We start from the raw sequence: 14,834 nt of genomic DNA on the forward strand, positions 1-14,834 counted from the left end.
GCCGCACAACCCAAAGGACTCAGGACACCATGGACGAAGCTCGTCAGGGCAGCTCTCCCTTCGCGCGGGTGGGACGCCGGGAGTATGGCTACAACCTTCGGCAAGTGGACAGCTTTCTCACCCGGGCTCGCGAGTTCTACAACACGGAAGACCTGACCGGTGGCCCGGTGAGCAGCATCGACGTTCGGTCGATGGCCTTCGACCCCGCCAAGGGTGGTTACGAGCCGCAGGCCGTCGACGCTGCGCTGGACCGGTTGGAGGACGTCTTCGCGCAGCGCGAGCGCGACCGCCTGATCTCGGCGAAGGGCGAGGACGTCTGGCTCATGCAGATTGGCCGCTCCTCGGCCGTGCTGCGAAGCAGGCTGCACCGTGAGCCCGGCGAAAGGTTCAGGCGTCCCACCAGGCGGAAGGCCGCCAGCTACAACGTCGACGACGTCGACACCCTCTGCAACGAACTTCTCGCCTACTTCGAAAGCGATGCTCCGCTGAGTGTCGACGTCGTACGCCGCTCCGTCTTCCGTGACGCGGTGGGCGCTGAGGGTTACGAGGAAACCCAGGTCGACGCATTCATGGACCGCGTGGTCGAACTGATGGCAGCCATCGACTAGTTGCGGCCTACGTTGGTCCCTGCACCGGTTCCGGTGTATGCAGCCTGGCCAGGACCCGTGACACGCTTCCCGGCGTCCGGCGGGCGGTCAGCCGCGACACCAGGATGGTGACAGCGAACGCCGCTGGCACCGTCCACAACGCGGGTTGCTCAAGCCATTCGTAGCGCGCCGCCGCTGGCCCCAGCGCCGCCGCGGTCAGGATAGATCCGCCGCACAGTACGGCCCCAGCGAGCATGCCCGCAACGGCTCCCACATCGGTCAGCCCGCGCCACCAGATTCCGAGCAGCAGGAGCGGACAGATCGTGGAGGCAGTAAAGGCGAACACCATGCTCACGCTGCCGGCCAACGCCAGCGTGTTGGTGGCTAGTGCCAACAGCAAGGGGATCAACGCCGAAATCACTGCGGCCCGCCTGAACCCGCGCACGCTGCCCTGGAAGAACTCCTGGCTGACCACCCCGGCGAGGGATACCACCAGCCCACTGGTCGTCGAGAGGAACGCGGCAAACGCCCCCGCCGTGACCAGGGCCGACAGCAGATCCCCGGCGGTACCCTCGAAGATACGGCTCGGGAGTAGCAAGACCGTGGCGTCGGCGGTGCCGTCGGCCGCAAGATCGGGGGTATAGATCCGGCCGAGAATCCCGTACATGGTGGGGAACAGGTAGAACACCGACAGCAAGCCCAGCACAATGAGGGTGGTCCGGCGAGCCGAGGCGCCGTCCGGGTTGGTGTAGAAACGCACCAGCACATGGGGCAGGCCAAGAGTGCCGAACAGCAGCGCGATCACCAGGGAAATATTGCGGTACAGCGATGCGTCCCCGACAATATTTAGCTCGGTAGCAAACACCGCACCGGCATCGGTGATCGGGCTCCCGGTTGCGGAAAGCCGCAGCAGGATAAAGACGATCGGCACCGCCAGCGCGGTCAGCTTGAGCCAGTATTGGAAGGCCTGCACAAAAGTGATGGACCGCATCCCGCCGGTCACGACGCTGAGGCAGACCACCACCACCACCGCCACCGCGCCCACCCACGGCGGGAGCCCAGTGGTGATCTGGACGGTGAGTGCGGCCCCGTGCAGTTGCGGCACAATGTAGAGCCAGCCGACGACGACGACGAGCAGGCTGGTCACGCGCCGCACCATCAGCGATTCGAGGCGGGCTTCAGCGAAGTCGGGGATCGTGTAGGCGCCGGAGCGCCGCAGGGGAGCGGCCACGAAGAGGAGCAGCATCAGGTACCCGGCCGTGTACCCGATCGGAAACCAGAGTGCATCCACACCGGAGATGAGAATCAGCCCGGCGACGCCGAGGAAGCTCGCAGCCGACAGGTATTCGCCGCCGATCGCTGACGCATTCCACCAGGGCCGTACGGTCCGCGAGGCCACGTAGAAGTCGCCGGTGGTCCGCGAGATCCGCAGCCCATAGATGCCGATCAGCACGGTGCTCAGGGAGACCAGGGCCAGCGCCAGGTAGCCGACCACCGGATTCAGTTCAGCGCTCACAGCGGCCTAGTCCTCATCGACCAGGTCCCTGAAACGTTGTTCGTTGCGGGAAGCGCTGCGCACGTAGAGGGCCGCGCAGCTGATGACCAGCGGGTAGACGCCCACCCCCAACAGGAGCCAGGGCACCGGGATGGTGAACACCGAAAGATTCCCGATTTGTGGAAAGACCGCCAACATCACGGGGATACCAATCAGGATGACCAGGAAGCCGGCGGCGACCACCACGGCGAGCCTGAGCTGGGACCGGATCAAGGAACGGACAAACAGTTCGCCCACCTCCGACTGCTCGGCCATTTCCCGGGTGACCGGGTAGGAGCCGCCAACCGGCCGGGCGGCGCTGCGCGGCGCGGTGACCCGCACCCGCTGGGGTACGCCGTCCGGCGTCGTCATCGAGGGCACCTCACGGCTGTCGGGGCCGGAGGCGGGTGGCCTCAAGCTTGTCCCGCACCACCGGAAGGTGCCGGCGGCTGACCGGAAGCTCGGCGTCCCCCACGAGGAGCGATGCGCGGCCCGCCCCGATCCTGACCTGACGGACCTGGTTCATCGCCACCAGGTAGGACCGGTGGATCCGCAGGAAGCCGGCGTCGGCCCACTGACGCTCCAGATCGTTGAGGGGAATACGGATCAGGTAGCTCGACTCGGCGGTGTGGAGGCGCGCATAGTCGCCCTGCGCCTGGACGTAGCGGATATCGTCCCGCCGGATCATCCGGCTGATACCGCCCTGATCGACGGTGATCACCTCGGGCGCGGCCGCGGTGCCGTCCTGGCCCGCTTCCATCAGTTCACAGATACGCCGGACAGACTCGGCGAGGCGTTCCAGCCGCACCGGTTTGAGCAGGTAATCGACGGCCCGCAGATCGAACGCCTCAAGGGCACGGTCCTCGTCAGCGGTGACGAAGACGACGGCGGGAGGTCGGCTGAACCGGGAAATGACCCGGGCGATGTCCAGGCCGGAGAGGGCCGGCATGTGAATGTCGAGGAACAACGCGTCGACGTCGTGGGTCTCGAGGGCGCGCAGTGCCTCGGCGCCGCTGGAGGCACGGTGGATGGTGTCGATCCGCGCATCCTTGGCGAGTAGGAAAGCCAGTTCCTCAACTGCGGGGAGCTCATCGTCGGCGATGACAACATTGACCATGTGCTCCAGATTACGCGCACCTGCCGGTCGACGTGTGACGTGGGCTGTGTCACCTGTGATGTGGGACAGGTGCTCAGGCGTGGTGGTCTGGCTGCGACTTCGGGATCCGCAGGGTGATCATGGTGCCAGCGCCCACCGCGGTGTCGATGGCGAGCCCGTGATCCTCGCCGTACACCTGGCGTAGCCGCTGATCGACGTTCCGGAGCCCAACATGTACCCCGTCGGTATGCCCAGCGAGGACTGACCGCAGATAGTCGGGATCCATGCCGACGCCGTCGTCCTCAATCGTCACCTCGGCGACTGCTCCGGCGTCGTGCGCCGTAATGGTGATGTGACCCGATCCGTCAGTGGATTCGAGGCCATGCCGGACGGCGTTCTCCACCAGGGGCTGGAGGCTGAGGAACGGAATGACTGTGCTGAGCACCTCGGGGCCAATCTCCAGGCTCACCTTCAGTCGGTCCCCGAACCGGGCACGCTCCAGCAGCAGGTAGCGGTCGATGGACCGGAGCTCCTCCGCAACGGTGGTGAAGTCACCATGCCGACGGAAGGAGTACCGGGTAAAGTCGGCGAACTCCACCACCAGTTCGCGGGCCCGGACGGGGTCCGTATTGATGAAGGATGCGATGGCGTTGAGCGAGTTGTAGATGAAATGGGGGCTGATCTGGGCGCGGAGGGCACGCACCTCAGCCTCCATCAGCAGGGTCCGGGAGGAGTCAAGTTCGGCGAGTTCCACCTGGGTGGACACCCAGCCGGCCACCTCGTTGGCGGCCCGTACCAGGCCGGCATTGACGTGCGGGGCGAAGGCGCCCACCGTGCCGACCACCCGCTTGTCGACGCGGATCGGGGAGATCACCACCTGCCCGTCACCTGGTACTGCGGCCGGGCCCAACTGGGCCTCCCTGAAAATCTGGGTCCGCCCACTGGTGAGGACCTGCTGCACCAGGTCCATCACCTGCTCGGGCATCTCGCGCCCACCATCCCAGGCGAGCACAGCGCTTTCGTCGGTGATCAGGAGCGTGTCGCACCGCAGCAGGCTGCGTAAATGCTTGCTGGCCTTCGAGGCTCCCGCGGGGGTGAGCCCGGCACGCAGGTGCTCCGACGCGAGCGCCGCGGTGTGCAGGGTCGCATAGGTGGCGCGGTCGGCGTCGGACCCCAGGTCTCGGTAGGAGCGGGACAGCTTGAATCCCAGGGCAGCAACCATGGCGATCGTCAGGGAGACGATGGCGCCTACCAGGGCGGTGTCGACGGCAGTGCTGAACATTGCTCAACAGTAGCCGTCAACCACTCCGCGGTCGTCCCACTCGCCGCACGAGGGGTCCGCTCACCGCAGCTGAGCGTCCACTGAGCGATACACCGTGCTGCGGTACTGTGAAACCGCGCTCGCAGGACGCAAGGTGATGGGAGTCACACCTTCACGCGCCTGTCGCTGCTCCCAACCGAATCGGAGTCGGCCCGGCGTGGAAGACGTTCTCAACGAGGAGGAACCATGGCTACCGAGCCATCGCCGCCGGAAGCTGGCACCACAGCGACCGTCGACTTCACCGCATACCAGAAGAATCCGCAGTTCGTGGAACTGCGCAAACGCCACCGCAGTTTCGTTTTTCCCATGGCAGTCTTCTTTCTGCTCTGGTACTTCCTGTATGTGCTGCTGGCGTCCTACGCGACGGACTTCATGTCCACCCCGGTCTGGGGAAACATCAACATCGGGCTCATCATGGGCCTGCTGCAGTTCGTCACCACCTTCGCCATCACGATGGGGTACGTCACCTACGCCAACCGGAAGCTCGACCCGATCGCCGCGGATATCCGCCACGAGCTTGAGGTCACCGCTCCGGAGGTCTTCACTGAAAAGCCAGGAGTGAACAAATGATGCCGGTCTCCCTGCCGATGCAGACGGTCGAAAGCACCCAGGTCGGTGAACCATGGCTGAACATGACCATTTTTGGTTTGTTCGTCGCCGTCACCCTCGTGATCGTGCTCCGTGCAAGCCGTAACACCAAGACCGCCGCCGACTACTACGCAGCGGGCCGGTCCTTCAGCGGACCGCAGAACGGCACCGCCATTGCCGGCGACTACCTCTCGGCGGCTTCCTTCCTCGGAATCGTCGGTGCTATTGCCATCAACGGCTACGACGGATTCCTTTACTCCATCGGCTTCCTGGTGGCCTGGCTGGTGGCCCTGCTCCTCGTGGCGGAACTGCTCCGCAACACCGGCAAGTTCACCATGGCCGACGTCCTCTCGTTCCGGTTGCGCCAGCGCCCCGTGCGCATCGCCGCCGCCATCACCACCCTGGCCGTCTGCTTCTTCTATCTGCTCGCACAGATGGCTGGCGCCGGCGGACTGGTCTCCCTGTTGCTGGGGATCGACGACCGGATCGGTCAGTCCCTGGTCATTACCGTCGTCGGCGGGTTGATGATCCTCTACGTACTGATCGGTGGGATGAAGGGCACCACCTGGGTGCAGATCATCAAGGCGGTCATGCTCATCACCGGCGCGTTCATCATGACCATCTGGGTGCTTGCTCTCCACGACTTCAACCTCTCCACGCTGCTGGGTGCAGCGATGGAAACCGCTGGAAACCCCGACATCATCAACCCGGGCCTGCAGTACGGTGCCACCAGCACCTCGCAGCTGGACTTCGTGTCCCTCGCCCTGGCGCTGGTCCTCGGCACCGCAGCACTACCGCACGTGCTGATGCGGTTCTACACCGTACCAACCGCCAAGGAAGCCCGCCGCTCAGTGGTGTGGGCCATCTGGCTGATCGGCGGGTTCTACCTGTTCACCCTGGTCCTCGGCTACGGCGCCGGCGCCATGATCGGCGCGGATCGCATCCAGGCCGCTCCGGGTGGGGTCAACTCGGCAGCACCACTGCTTGCGTTTGAACTGGGCGGGCCCATCCTGCTCGGCATCATTTCGGCGGTCGCGTTCGCGACGATCCTCGCCGTCGTCGCCGGTTTGACGATCACTGCCGCAGCCTCGTTCGCTCACGACATCTACGCGAACGTCATCCGCAAGGGCAACCTGGATCCCGACGGTGAGGTGAAGGTGGCGCGGCGGACCGTCGTCGTGATCGGCATCCTCTCCATCCTGGGTGGCATCGGCGCGCAGGGGCAGAATATCGCCTTCCTGGTGGCGTTGGCCTTCGCGGTTGCAGCCAGCGCCAACCTGCCGACCATCCTCTACTCGCTGTTCTGGAAGCGTTTCAACACCCAGGGTGCGATCTGGAGCATGTACGGCGGGCTCGGTTCAGCACTGCTGCTCATCGCCTTCTCGCCCGTCGTCTCGGGCAAGGAGACCTCGATGATTCAGGGCGCCGACTTCGTCTTGTTCCCACTGAACAACCCGGGTATCGTCTCCATCCCGCTGGCGTTCTTCCTCGGCTGGCTGGGTAGCGTCCTCGCCAAGACCACCGAGGATCCGCAGAAGCAGGCGGAAATGGAAGTACGGTCCCTGACCGGGGTCGGCGCGGAAAAGGCGACTGAACACTAAGTCGCCGGGTTCGATCATTTCCTTACACGGCAGCAGGCCGACCCGACATCGGGTCGGCCTGCTGCCGTGTAAGGGGGTTGTGCCTGACCCGGCCGCTCCCTACTTGCCCGGGTGACGGGGCCCGCGCTCCAGGAGGGGCTTAACCCGGAAGGGAACCAGTTCCCCCATGGCCAGGGAGGTATCGCATCGTTCCACCCCGTCGCAGCCGAGGATTTTCCCGTTGATCCTGAAGAGGTCCTCGGCGTCGGCGCACACCACCCGTACCAGGATGTCCGCCTGACCGGTGAGCCCGTACGCTTCGAGCACCTCGGGAATATCGGCCAGTTGTTCAGTGATGGCGGCGAGTTTTTGCTGCTGAACGTGGACGTGAATGAACGCCATCAGCGGGTAGCCCAGGGCTACCGGATTGATCCGGCGCTCGAAGGAGAGGAACACCGACTTCTTCTCCAACTGAGCCATCCTGGCCTGTACCGTGTTGCGGGACAGACCCAGCTTTTGGGCCAGCGCCACGACCGTGCGCCGGGGGTCTTTCGCCAGGGCGATCAGGAGGCGAGTGTCAGTAGAATCCAAGGGTAGCATAATGCGCAATGCTAACACGGTGCTGATGCCGGATATCTGGCATTGTGCTCAATCAAACGGTTATCGGTTGTGCTCCATGGCGCCTGTGAGTAGGGTCACAGTATCTTTGGGTAAAGACGCCTGGAGGTCAAGGATCAGGCTTCCCTTTCCGTCTCATGCGATCCGGATGGGGGCCCGACCACACCATTGAAGGTTGTGTAATTGTGCCCCTGAATGACGCCACTTCCGCCGGAGAAGACACACTGATCCAGCTCCTGACACCCTCGGGTGTTCGGCGAACGAGCGGACACTACGACCGGTGGGTCGCCGACGTCGACGGCCCGGCGCTGCAGGCGCTCTACGAGGACATGGTGGTGGTGCGCCGGATCGACGCCGAGGCAACCGCGTTGCAGCGGCAGGGAGAGCTGGCACTGTGGCCGCCCCTGTTGGGGCAGGAGGCAGCGCAGATCGGTTCGGGGCGCGCGTTGCGTGAGGATGACTTTGTTTTCTCCAGCTACCGCGAGAACGCGGTGGCGTACTGCCGGGGGGTTGACTTCACCGACATCCTGCGGGTCTGGCGGGGCAACGCGTCGGCGGGTTGGGACCCCTTCTCGATCAACATGGCCACCCCGCAGGTGATCATCGGTGCGCAGACCTTGCATGCCACCGGATATGCGATGGGGATCCAACAGGATGGTGCGAACTCGGTAGCTGTCACCTACTTCGGCGATGGCGCCACCAGCCAGGGGGACGTTAACGAGGCGATGGTCTTCGCCGCGAGCTACCAGGCGCCGGTCATCTTCTTCTGCCAGAACAACCACTGGGCCATCTCGGAACCCGTGGGCCTGCAGGCACACGTTCCCATTGCCAACCGGGCGCCCGGCTTCGGGATCCCTTCGGTACGCGTTGACGGCAACGACGTGCTTGCCTGCCTGGCGGTCACTCGCGAAGCGCTTGACCGGGCACGGACCGGCGGCGGGCCGAGCTTCATTGAGGCCGTCACCTACCGGATGGGTCCCCACACCACAGCCGACGACCCCACCAAATATCGTGACGCGAACGAACTTGAGGACTGGGCGGCAAAGGACCCCATTTCCCGGCTGTCGGCGCTGCTTGACTCACTGGGTCTGCTCACCGCCGACTTCATTTCCACGGTCGGTGCCAAGGCCGACGACGTCGCCGCGAAACTCCGCGCCGGCTGCATTGAGATGCCCGAGCCCGAACCGATGGACGTCTTCAAGCACGTCTACAGCACCCCCAATTCCTGGCTGGACCGTCAGCAGGACAACTACGGACGCTACCTGGCGTCGTTCGACTCGGCGCCTGTTGACTTGGCGTCTGACGATTCAGCGCCTTTTGATTCAGCGTCACAGGATGCCAGCGGGTCAGCCACGGAAGGAAGCCACTAATGTCCACGATGACCTTTGGCCGGGCCATCAACGCCGGTATGCGCAGGGCCATGGAGAACGATCCGAAGGTGATCCTCATGGGTGAGGACATCGGGAAGCTCGGCGGTGTCTTCCGCATCACTGAGGGGCTGCAGAAAGACTTCGGCGAGCACCGTGTCCTTGACACCCCGTTGGCCGAGTCGGCCATCATGGGCACCGCCGTCGGGATGGCGTACCGCGGGTACCGACCGGTGGTGGAAATCCAGTTCGACGGGTTTATCTATCCGGCGTTTGACCAGATCGTCTGCCAGGTGGCGAAGCTGCATTACCGGACCCAGGGCGCCGTGAAGATGCCCATCACCATCAGGGTGCCGTTTGGTGGGGGCATCGGGTCACCCGAGCATCACTCCGAGTCGCCGGAAGCCTACTTCACCCACACCTCCGGGTTGAGGGTGGTGAGCGTTTCCAACCCGCAGGACGCGTACACGATGATCCAGCAGGCGATCGCCAGCGACGACCCGGTGCTGTACTTCGAGCCGAAGCGCCGTTACCACGTCAAGGGCGAGGTGGATGAGTCGATCGACCTGTCAGCAACATCGATGGAAGACGCTCACGTGGTCACCCAGGGCAGCGACGTCACCCTGGTCACGTACGGTCCGCTGGTTCCCACCGCGCGGGACGCGGCAATCGCGGCGTCCGACGACGGTGTCTCCGTCGAGGTGATTGACCTGCGGTCGCTCGCCCCCATCGACTTCGCCACCATTGAGGCTTCGGTGCGTAAGACCGGCCGGCTGGTGATCACTCACGAGGCGGCACAGTCGGGCGGATTGGGCGCTGAGATTGCTGCCAGCATCACCGAACGCTGCTTCGACTATCTGGAGCACGCACCGGTTCGGGTGACCGGCTTCGACATCCCGTACCCGTACTCCAAACTCGAATTTCATCACCTGCCCGATCTGGATCGTATTCTCGACGGCGTTGACCGCGTCCTGGGACGGACCAATTCGCTGAGCGGGCTCGAAAGGTAGTGGCAACTGTGATCAAGGAATTCAGGCTCCCGGATCTTGGCGAAGGTCTGACCGAATCGGAGATTGTCAGCTGGCATGTCGCCGAGGGCGACGTCGTCGAACTTAACCAGATCATTGCCGACGTCGAGACCGCCAAAGCGGTGGTCGAGTTGCCGTCGCCCTATGCCGGGGTGGTCGCCAGGCTGCACGAGCAGCCGGGCACGGTGGTCGAGGTAGGGGCACCGATCATTTCGTTTGATGTTCCAGCTGTCGAAGGAGCGAAGGGAGGGATCCCCGGGGTCGGGGGGCCGGCGGCCGCGGGTTCTGACCGCGCGGAGGCTGTTGCGGGAACGACCGACGGGGATGTCCCCGCCAAACGCGAACCCAACCTGGTGGGGTATGGCGCAGCAGTCGAGAAGGGTGGCCGTCCGGCCCGGCGTGCGCGAGGCGGAGCGGCTGTAGGTGGATCGGCTGTAGCGAGCCTGCTGCCAGTATCGGTACCAGCGGCACTAGCGGTACCAGCGGTACCAGCGGCACTAGCGCCGGCACCCGCTGTGCTGCCGCGCGCTGTGCCGGCGCCTGAACCAACGGCTAGCCCGCTGGCCACCTCTCCGTCGGGACGTCCCCGATCCACTCCACCCGTGCGGAAGCTTGCCCGCGACCTTGGGATCGAGCTCGCATCGGTGACCGGATCCGGTCCCGCCGGGCTGATTACCCGTGACGATGTGGTGGGCGCGGTCAGCCACCGCGAGCAACCGGTAGTTGAGCCGGAGACGGCCGCCATGCCGCAGCGGTCAACCCAGCGGGAAACCAGGACACCGATTAAGGGAGTCCGCAAGCACACCGCTGCGGCGATGGTCGCGAGCGCGTTTACCGCGCCGCACGTGACCGAGTTCCTCACGATCGATGTCACGCCCACCATGGACCTCATCGCACGGCTGAAAGCCAGCCGGGCGTTTGCCGGTGTGAAGATCACCCCGCTCACAGTGGTCGCCAAGGCGCTCTGTATTGCGGCGGACCGCAACCCGACGGTCAATACCCGCTGGGACGCTGCCAGTTCCGAGATCGTGCAGCACCACTACGTGAACCTCGGCATTGCTGCCGCGACGCCGCGGGGACTGATGGTGCCGAACATCAAGGATGCCGATCAGCTGACGCTCAAGGAGATCGCTCAGGCATTGACCGGACTCACCGAGACTGCACGCGCTGGGAAGACCAGCCCGGCCGACCTCTCCGATGGGACCATCTCCATCACCAATGTTGGGGTGTTCGGGATCGATGCCGGCACGCCGATCCTCAATCCGGGGGAGGCAGCCATCCTGGCGATGGGAGCCGTCCGTCGGACCCCGTGGGAGTACCAGGGCGAGATCGCGTTGCGCTCGGTGATGACGTTGAGCCTGTCCTTCGACCACAGGCTGGTCGACGGAGAGCAGGGATCACGGTTCCTTGCCGATATCGGAACCATCCTGTCCGATCCCGGCATGGTCCTGACCATGATCTAGCAGAGGCGACGCGCGGGCAGCAGACTCACTTTCGAATGGGTGGCTGCAGGCCGGCTTCACCCTCGATGACGGTGAGCAAAGTGGACCGGAGGGGTCAAATCGGGCCTCGGTGCCCAACCTGTCCCTCCCTCAGGTCTACCTTGCTCACCGGAGCAGAACGGGCCGGAGCGGAACGGATCGGGTCAGATGGTGTCCTGAGCCGGCTCGGTGTCCTGATTCGGCTCGGCCTCCGCCAGGACCCCGGCCGGGAGGACCCGCCCGGCGCCAAGAACCTCTACGCCGAGCAAGCGTCCCTGGCTGTCGAAATCCAGCGCAATCTCGCCGTGTCCGCCGGGCGTCGCTATCTCATGCACCTGCGTGCCCGACTCCCAATCCCTGATCTGATGGGCAATCATGACATACGCGGCGTCAGCCTGCTTGTCGTAGGTAATCTTCATGGTCGACCTTTGATCCTGCGGGTCTAGCGGAGTTCCAGCACCAGTTCCTTGACGACGGCGCTACACGGCTTTCGTCATCGGTTCCGGTGAGTTTCGTACCCGATTCTGGTGAGCGAAGTGGACCAGGCGGGTCAATCCGGGCATCAGTGTCCGATATGTCCCTCCCTCTGGTCCACATTCCCCACCTGAGTGGAGCGGGGTTCACCGGACCGGGGCGGTACCCACCGGTACCCGGCGGTACCCACCGGTACCCGGCGGTACCCTCCGGTACCCACCGGAACGCGACAGTAAAGAAGCGTCGCGGAGCCTGGAGGGTTTAGCGGAGTTCCAGCACCAGTTCCTTGACGACGGCGCCGCGGGCGTTGGCGAATCCCTGGACCTCGCCAATGTGCTCGAAGCCGTAGCGTTCGAGGATCTTGATGGAATTGACGTTGTCCACCACGGCGCGGGCACGGATGGGTCGGTCGGTGAACTCTTCGAGGAACAGCCCCACGGCCGCCGTCGTAATGCCCTGACCCCACTGGGCCTTATCGATCCAGTAGCTGATCTCGGGGGTTTCGTCGTTACGGTAGGCGAGGATACTGCCGACCACTGCGCCGTCGTTGAGAATGGTGCGCACGGTGATCTGGGGATCGTTGAGGATGTTCTGCCAGTGATGGTTGAACACCCCACGGTCCGCTGGGTTCTTGGCCGTGAAGGCAGCCATGTGGTTGGCGCTGGGATCGAGTTGATGGGTGAAAAACTCGTCCAGGTCGGAGGGTTCAACGGCGCGTAGTGAAGTCACATCGAACTTTCGGTTAGGTGGCGGGTAGAAACAGGGTACTAGGCAATGGACTACGCATTAAGCGCCGACCATGCCATTTTCTCCAGCAGGAGTCGCAGGTCGGAAATGTCGCTACTGCTTTTCCGGCGGGGAGTCGTGTGCGGAGTCGAGTTGATCAGTCCGAAGGCCGCGTGGGCCTTGCGGCGAAGCTGGGCGGGGTCGTCGTCGGGCAGGAGTTTGGCCATGATATCCACCCACACTTCCACATATTGGCGCTGCAGGAACCGCACAGTGTGCTCATCCTCGGGGGTCAGGCTGTTGAGGTCCCGATCCTGCACCCTGATCACATTGGCATTGCGCAATGCGAAATCCACCTGGAACTCGATCAGTCCCCGGAGCGCCGACGCCGGATCAGGGGCGTTCGCTACCACGGCGTTACTGCCACGGAGCAAATCCTCGCTGACCCCGGCCAGGAGCGCCGCGAGGACCGCTGGCTTGTTGCTGAAGTGACGGTACACGGCCGGACCGCTGACGCCGGCGGCGGCGCCGAGGTCCTCGATGGAGACACCGTTGTAGCCTCGATCGGCAAACAGCTGGGCCGCAGCATCCAGGAGCGCAGCGCGCCGGGAGGCCTTCGCCATGCTGCGGCCGGTCATCCGACTCGGAGCAGAAGCTTCCATTGTCGCCCCCATCTCGTGCGGTCTCATGGACCGGTCACCCCATTTTGGTGGACAAGTCGGTTATTAGCTACTAACCTAAACTCAGTTAGTACATACTAACTGAAAGTGCTTCCAAACAGACGGTCCGCTCGTCGACGAGCGACCAGTCAGGGAAAGACCCCTATGCAGACGCTGACATCCCAGGTGGATCCCACCAGCCCCGGCTTCCTCGCGAACGACACTGCGCAGCGGCAACTGGTCACCGAACTGCGTGAGAGGCTCGCTGCGGCTTCTCTCGGGGGCCCGCCGCGGTCGCGTGAGCGGCATGTCGCCCGCGGCAAGCTCCTCCCGCGCGAGCGCATCGATCAACTGCTCGACGACGGTAGCCCTTTCCTGGAAATCGCACCGCTGGCTGCCAACGGCCTGTACGACGACGAATGCCCCGGCGCGGGCGTGATCGCCGGTGTCGGACTGGTTCACGGACGCCAGGTGCTGGTGATTTCCAACGACGCAACCGTGAAGGGCGGCACCTACTACCCCCTCACGGTGAAGAAGCATTTGCGCGCCCAGGAGATTGCGCTGGAAAACAACCTGCCGTGTGTCTACCTGGTGGACTCCGGTGGGGCGTTCCTGCCCAGGCAGGACGAGGTGTTTCCCGATAAGGAGCACTTCGGCCGGATCTTCTTCAACCAGGCCACCATGTCCTCCCGGAAAATCCCCCAGATTGCAGCGGTCATGGGGTCCTGCACCGCAGGCGGAGCCTACGTTCCGGCGATGAGCGACGAGACGGTCATCGTCCGCAATCAGGGCACCATCTTCCTCGGTGGGCCGCCCCTGGTGAAAGCGGCGATCGGCGAGATCGTCACCGCCGAGGAACTGGGCGGGGGAGACGTCCACTCGAAAATTTCGGGGGTCACCGATCACCTGGCGGAGCATGATACCCATGCGCTGGAGATCGTGCGTGACATCATCTCCACCCTGCCCCGGAACTCGCCGGCCTGGGAGATCACGGAGTCCGCCGAACCAACAGTCGACCCTGACGAGGTGTACGGGGCCGTCCCTACCGACGTCAACGCTTCCTACGACGCCCGCGAAGTCGTCGCCCGGCTCGTCGATGGCAGCCTGTTCCACGAATTCAAAAAGGAGTACGGCACGACCTTGGTCACCGGCTTCGCCACCCTGCACGGCCACCAGGTGGGCATCGTCGCCAACAATGGTGTGCTGTTCAGCGAGTCGGCCCTCAAGGGAGCCCACTTCATCGAACTCTGCGACCAGCGCGGGATTCCGCTGATCTTCCTGCAAAACCTGTCGGGCTTCATGGTCGGCCGCGACTACGAGGCGGGTGGAATCGCCAAGAACGGCGCCAAAATGGTCACCGCCGTCGCCACCTGCCGGGTCCCCAAACTGACCGTCGTCGTCGGCGGCTCCTTCGGGGCCGGTAACTACTCGATGTGCGGGCGGGCCTATTCGCCGCGGTTCCTGTGGATGTGGCCGTCCAGCCGGATTTCGGTGATGGGCGGCAATCAGGCCTCATCGGTGTTGGGTACCGTCAAGCGGGACCAGCTTGAGGGACGCGGCGAGCAGTGGAGCGCTCAGGACGAAGAGGCGTTCAAGGCCCCGATCCGTGACCAGTACGAGGCGCAGGGCAGCCCCTACTATTCGACGGCCCGCCTCTGGGATGACGGCATTATTGACCCCGCGGATACCCGCACGGTGCTCGGCCTCGCATTGGACATCTGTGCCAACGCGCCGGTCCGGGACACCTCCTTCGGCCTTTTCCGGATGTGAGCGAG

At 64.4% G+C, this 14,834-nt stretch carries 15 protein-coding genes; 7 read left to right on the plus strand and 8 right to left on the minus strand.

All coding sequences use genetic code 11. From position 1 onward, the window contains the following. Positions 1 to 29: 29 nt before the first annotated feature. Positions 30 to 608, plus strand: a complete 579-nt coding sequence (locus tag ACX80O_RS08430) for a DivIVA domain-containing protein (RefSeq protein ID WP_459308016.1) — start codon at positions 30 to 32, stop codon at positions 606 to 608. Positions 609 to 615: 7 nt separating this feature from the next. Here the strand turns inward: ACX80O_RS08430 and ACX80O_RS08435 are convergent, their stop codons facing one another. The 4 genes from ACX80O_RS08435 to ACX80O_RS08450 all read right to left on the minus strand — a co-directional run bounded on the left by ACX80O_RS08435 (position 616) and on the right by ACX80O_RS08450 (position 4,499). Then, positions 616 to 2,091 carry a sodium/solute symporter gene (locus ACX80O_RS08435; protein WP_459308050.1) on the minus strand — a complete coding sequence of 492 codons (1,476 nt, stop codon included), beginning with the start codon at positions 2,089 to 2,091 and terminating at the stop codon, positions 616 to 618. Between the two features lie 18 nt (positions 2,092 to 2,109). Continuing rightward, a complete protein-coding gene (locus ACX80O_RS08440) occupies positions 2,110 to 2,493 on the minus strand; it encodes a DUF485 domain-containing protein (RefSeq protein WP_459308015.1) in 384 nt (127 codons plus the stop codon). A gap of 10 nt (positions 2,494 to 2,503) precedes the next feature. Continuing rightward, entirely contained in the window at positions 2,504 to 3,238 is a 735-nt protein-coding gene (locus ACX80O_RS08445; RefSeq protein ID WP_459308014.1) for a LytR/AlgR family response regulator transcription factor, read from the minus strand. A 73-nt stretch (positions 3,239 to 3,311) separates the two neighbouring features. Then, positions 3,312 to 4,499, minus strand: coding sequence for a sensor histidine kinase (locus tag ACX80O_RS08450; protein WP_459308013.1), 1,188 nt, complete (start codon positions 4,497 to 4,499; stop codon positions 3,312 to 3,314). 225 nt (positions 4,500 to 4,724) lie between these two features. Between ACX80O_RS08450 and ACX80O_RS08455 the strand changes: the two genes are divergently transcribed. After that, the gene (locus ACX80O_RS08455; protein WP_459308012.1) at positions 4,725 to 5,108 is read left to right on the plus strand and encodes a DUF485 domain-containing protein; all 384 of its coding nucleotides are present in this window, start codon (positions 4,725 to 4,727) and stop codon (positions 5,106 to 5,108) included. Further along, the gene (locus ACX80O_RS08460; RefSeq protein WP_459308011.1) at positions 5,105 to 6,727 is read left to right on the plus strand and encodes a monocarboxylic acid transporter; all 1,623 of its coding nucleotides are present in this window, start codon (positions 5,105 to 5,107) and stop codon (positions 6,725 to 6,727) included. The genes ACX80O_RS08455 and ACX80O_RS08460 overlap by 4 nt, the downstream gene beginning before the upstream one ends. A 99-nt stretch (positions 6,728 to 6,826) precedes the next feature. Here ACX80O_RS08460 and ACX80O_RS08465 read toward each other — a convergent pair whose 3' ends face one another. Next, the gene (locus ACX80O_RS08465) at positions 6,827 to 7,306 is read right to left on the minus strand and encodes an Lrp/AsnC family transcriptional regulator (protein WP_459333170.1); all 480 of its coding nucleotides are present in this window, start codon (positions 7,304 to 7,306) and stop codon (positions 6,827 to 6,829) included. Between the two features lie 155 nt (positions 7,307 to 7,461). Here ACX80O_RS08465 and pdhA point away from each other — a divergent pair, with 155 nt between their 5' ends. The 3 genes from pdhA to ACX80O_RS08480 are packed head-to-tail and all read left to right on the plus strand — an operon-like array spanning position 7,462 to position 11,182. Then, entirely contained in the window at positions 7,462 to 8,694 is a 1,233-nt protein-coding gene (pdhA, locus tag ACX80O_RS08470; protein WP_459333171.1) for a pyruvate dehydrogenase (acetyl-transferring) E1 component subunit alpha, read from the plus strand. Continuing rightward, complete coding sequence (locus ACX80O_RS08475; RefSeq protein WP_459333172.1) at positions 8,694 to 9,701, plus strand: alpha-ketoacid dehydrogenase subunit beta; 1,008 nt, start codon at positions 8,694 to 8,696, stop codon at positions 9,699 to 9,701. Before pdhA ends, ACX80O_RS08475 begins: the two co-directional genes overlap by 1 nt. Continuing rightward, positions 9,701 to 11,182 carry a dihydrolipoamide acetyltransferase family protein gene (locus ACX80O_RS08480; protein WP_459333173.1) on the plus strand — a complete coding sequence of 494 codons (1,482 nt, stop codon included), beginning with the start codon at positions 9,701 to 9,703 and terminating at the stop codon, positions 11,180 to 11,182. Before ACX80O_RS08475 ends, ACX80O_RS08480 begins: the two co-directional genes overlap by 1 nt. Before the next feature lie 182 nt (positions 11,183 to 11,364). Here ACX80O_RS08480 and ACX80O_RS08485 read toward each other — a convergent pair whose 3' ends face one another. The 3 genes from ACX80O_RS08485 to ACX80O_RS08495 form a co-directional block, all read right to left on the minus strand. Then, positions 11,365 to 11,619 (minus strand): DUF2283 domain-containing protein, encoded by a 255-nt coding sequence (locus ACX80O_RS08485; RefSeq protein WP_459333174.1) that lies wholly within the window; start codon positions 11,617 to 11,619, stop codon positions 11,365 to 11,367. Positions 11,620 to 11,935: 316 nt separating this feature from the next. After that, positions 11,936 to 12,403, minus strand: a complete 468-nt coding sequence (locus ACX80O_RS08490; protein ID WP_459308006.1) for a GNAT family N-acetyltransferase — start codon at positions 12,401 to 12,403, stop codon at positions 11,936 to 11,938. A 50-nt stretch (positions 12,404 to 12,453) separates the two neighbouring features. Further along, positions 12,454 to 13,062: a TetR/AcrR family transcriptional regulator gene (locus ACX80O_RS08495; protein ID WP_459308005.1), complete on the minus strand. Its 609-nt coding sequence runs from the start codon at positions 13,060 to 13,062 to the stop codon at positions 12,454 to 12,456. Between the two features lie 162 nt (positions 13,063 to 13,224). Between ACX80O_RS08495 and ACX80O_RS08500 the strand changes: the two genes are divergently transcribed. Then, a complete protein-coding gene (locus ACX80O_RS08500; RefSeq protein WP_459333175.1) occupies positions 13,225 to 14,829 on the plus strand; it encodes a carboxyl transferase domain-containing protein in 1,605 nt (534 codons plus the stop codon). Positions 14,830 to 14,834: the final 5 nt, after the last annotated feature.

It is taken from the genome of Arthrobacter glycogeni (genome assembly GCF_054511155.1).

Coding starts and splice junctions, on each gene's coding strand:
- ACX80O_RS08430 (WP_459308016.1), top strand. CDS start 30: ATGGACGAAGCTCGTCAGGGCAGCTCTCCCTTCGCGCGGGTGGGACGC.
- ACX80O_RS08440 (WP_459308015.1), bottom strand. CDS start 2,493: ATGACGACGCCGGACGGCGTACCCCAGCGGGTGCGGGTCACCGCGCCG.
- ACX80O_RS08445 (WP_459308014.1), bottom strand. CDS start 3,238: ATGGTCAATGTTGTCATCGCCGACGATGAGCTCCCCGCAGTTGAGGAA.
- ACX80O_RS08450 (WP_459308013.1), bottom strand. CDS start 4,499: ATGTTCAGCACTGCCGTCGACACCGCCCTGGTAGGCGCCATCGTCTCC.
- ACX80O_RS08455 (WP_459308012.1), top strand. CDS start 4,725: ATGGCTACCGAGCCATCGCCGCCGGAAGCTGGCACCACAGCGACCGTC.
- ACX80O_RS08460 (WP_459308011.1), top strand. CDS start 5,105: ATGATGCCGGTCTCCCTGCCGATGCAGACGGTCGAAAGCACCCAGGTC.
- ACX80O_RS08465 (WP_459333170.1), bottom strand. CDS start 7,306: ATGCTACCCTTGGATTCTACTGACACTCGCCTCCTGATCGCCCTGGCG.
- pdhA (WP_459333171.1), top strand. CDS start 7,462: ATGCGATCCGGATGGGGGCCCGACCACACCATTGAAGGTTGTGTAATT.
- ACX80O_RS08475 (WP_459333172.1), top strand. CDS start 8,694: ATGTCCACGATGACCTTTGGCCGGGCCATCAACGCCGGTATGCGCAGG.
- ACX80O_RS08485 (WP_459333174.1), bottom strand. CDS start 11,619: ATGAAGATTACCTACGACAAGCAGGCTGACGCCGCGTATGTCATGATT.
- ACX80O_RS08495 (WP_459308005.1), bottom strand. CDS start 13,062: ATGGAAGCTTCTGCTCCGAGTCGGATGACCGGCCGCAGCATGGCGAAG.
- ACX80O_RS08500 (WP_459333175.1), top strand. CDS start 13,225: ATGCAGACGCTGACATCCCAGGTGGATCCCACCAGCCCCGGCTTCCTC.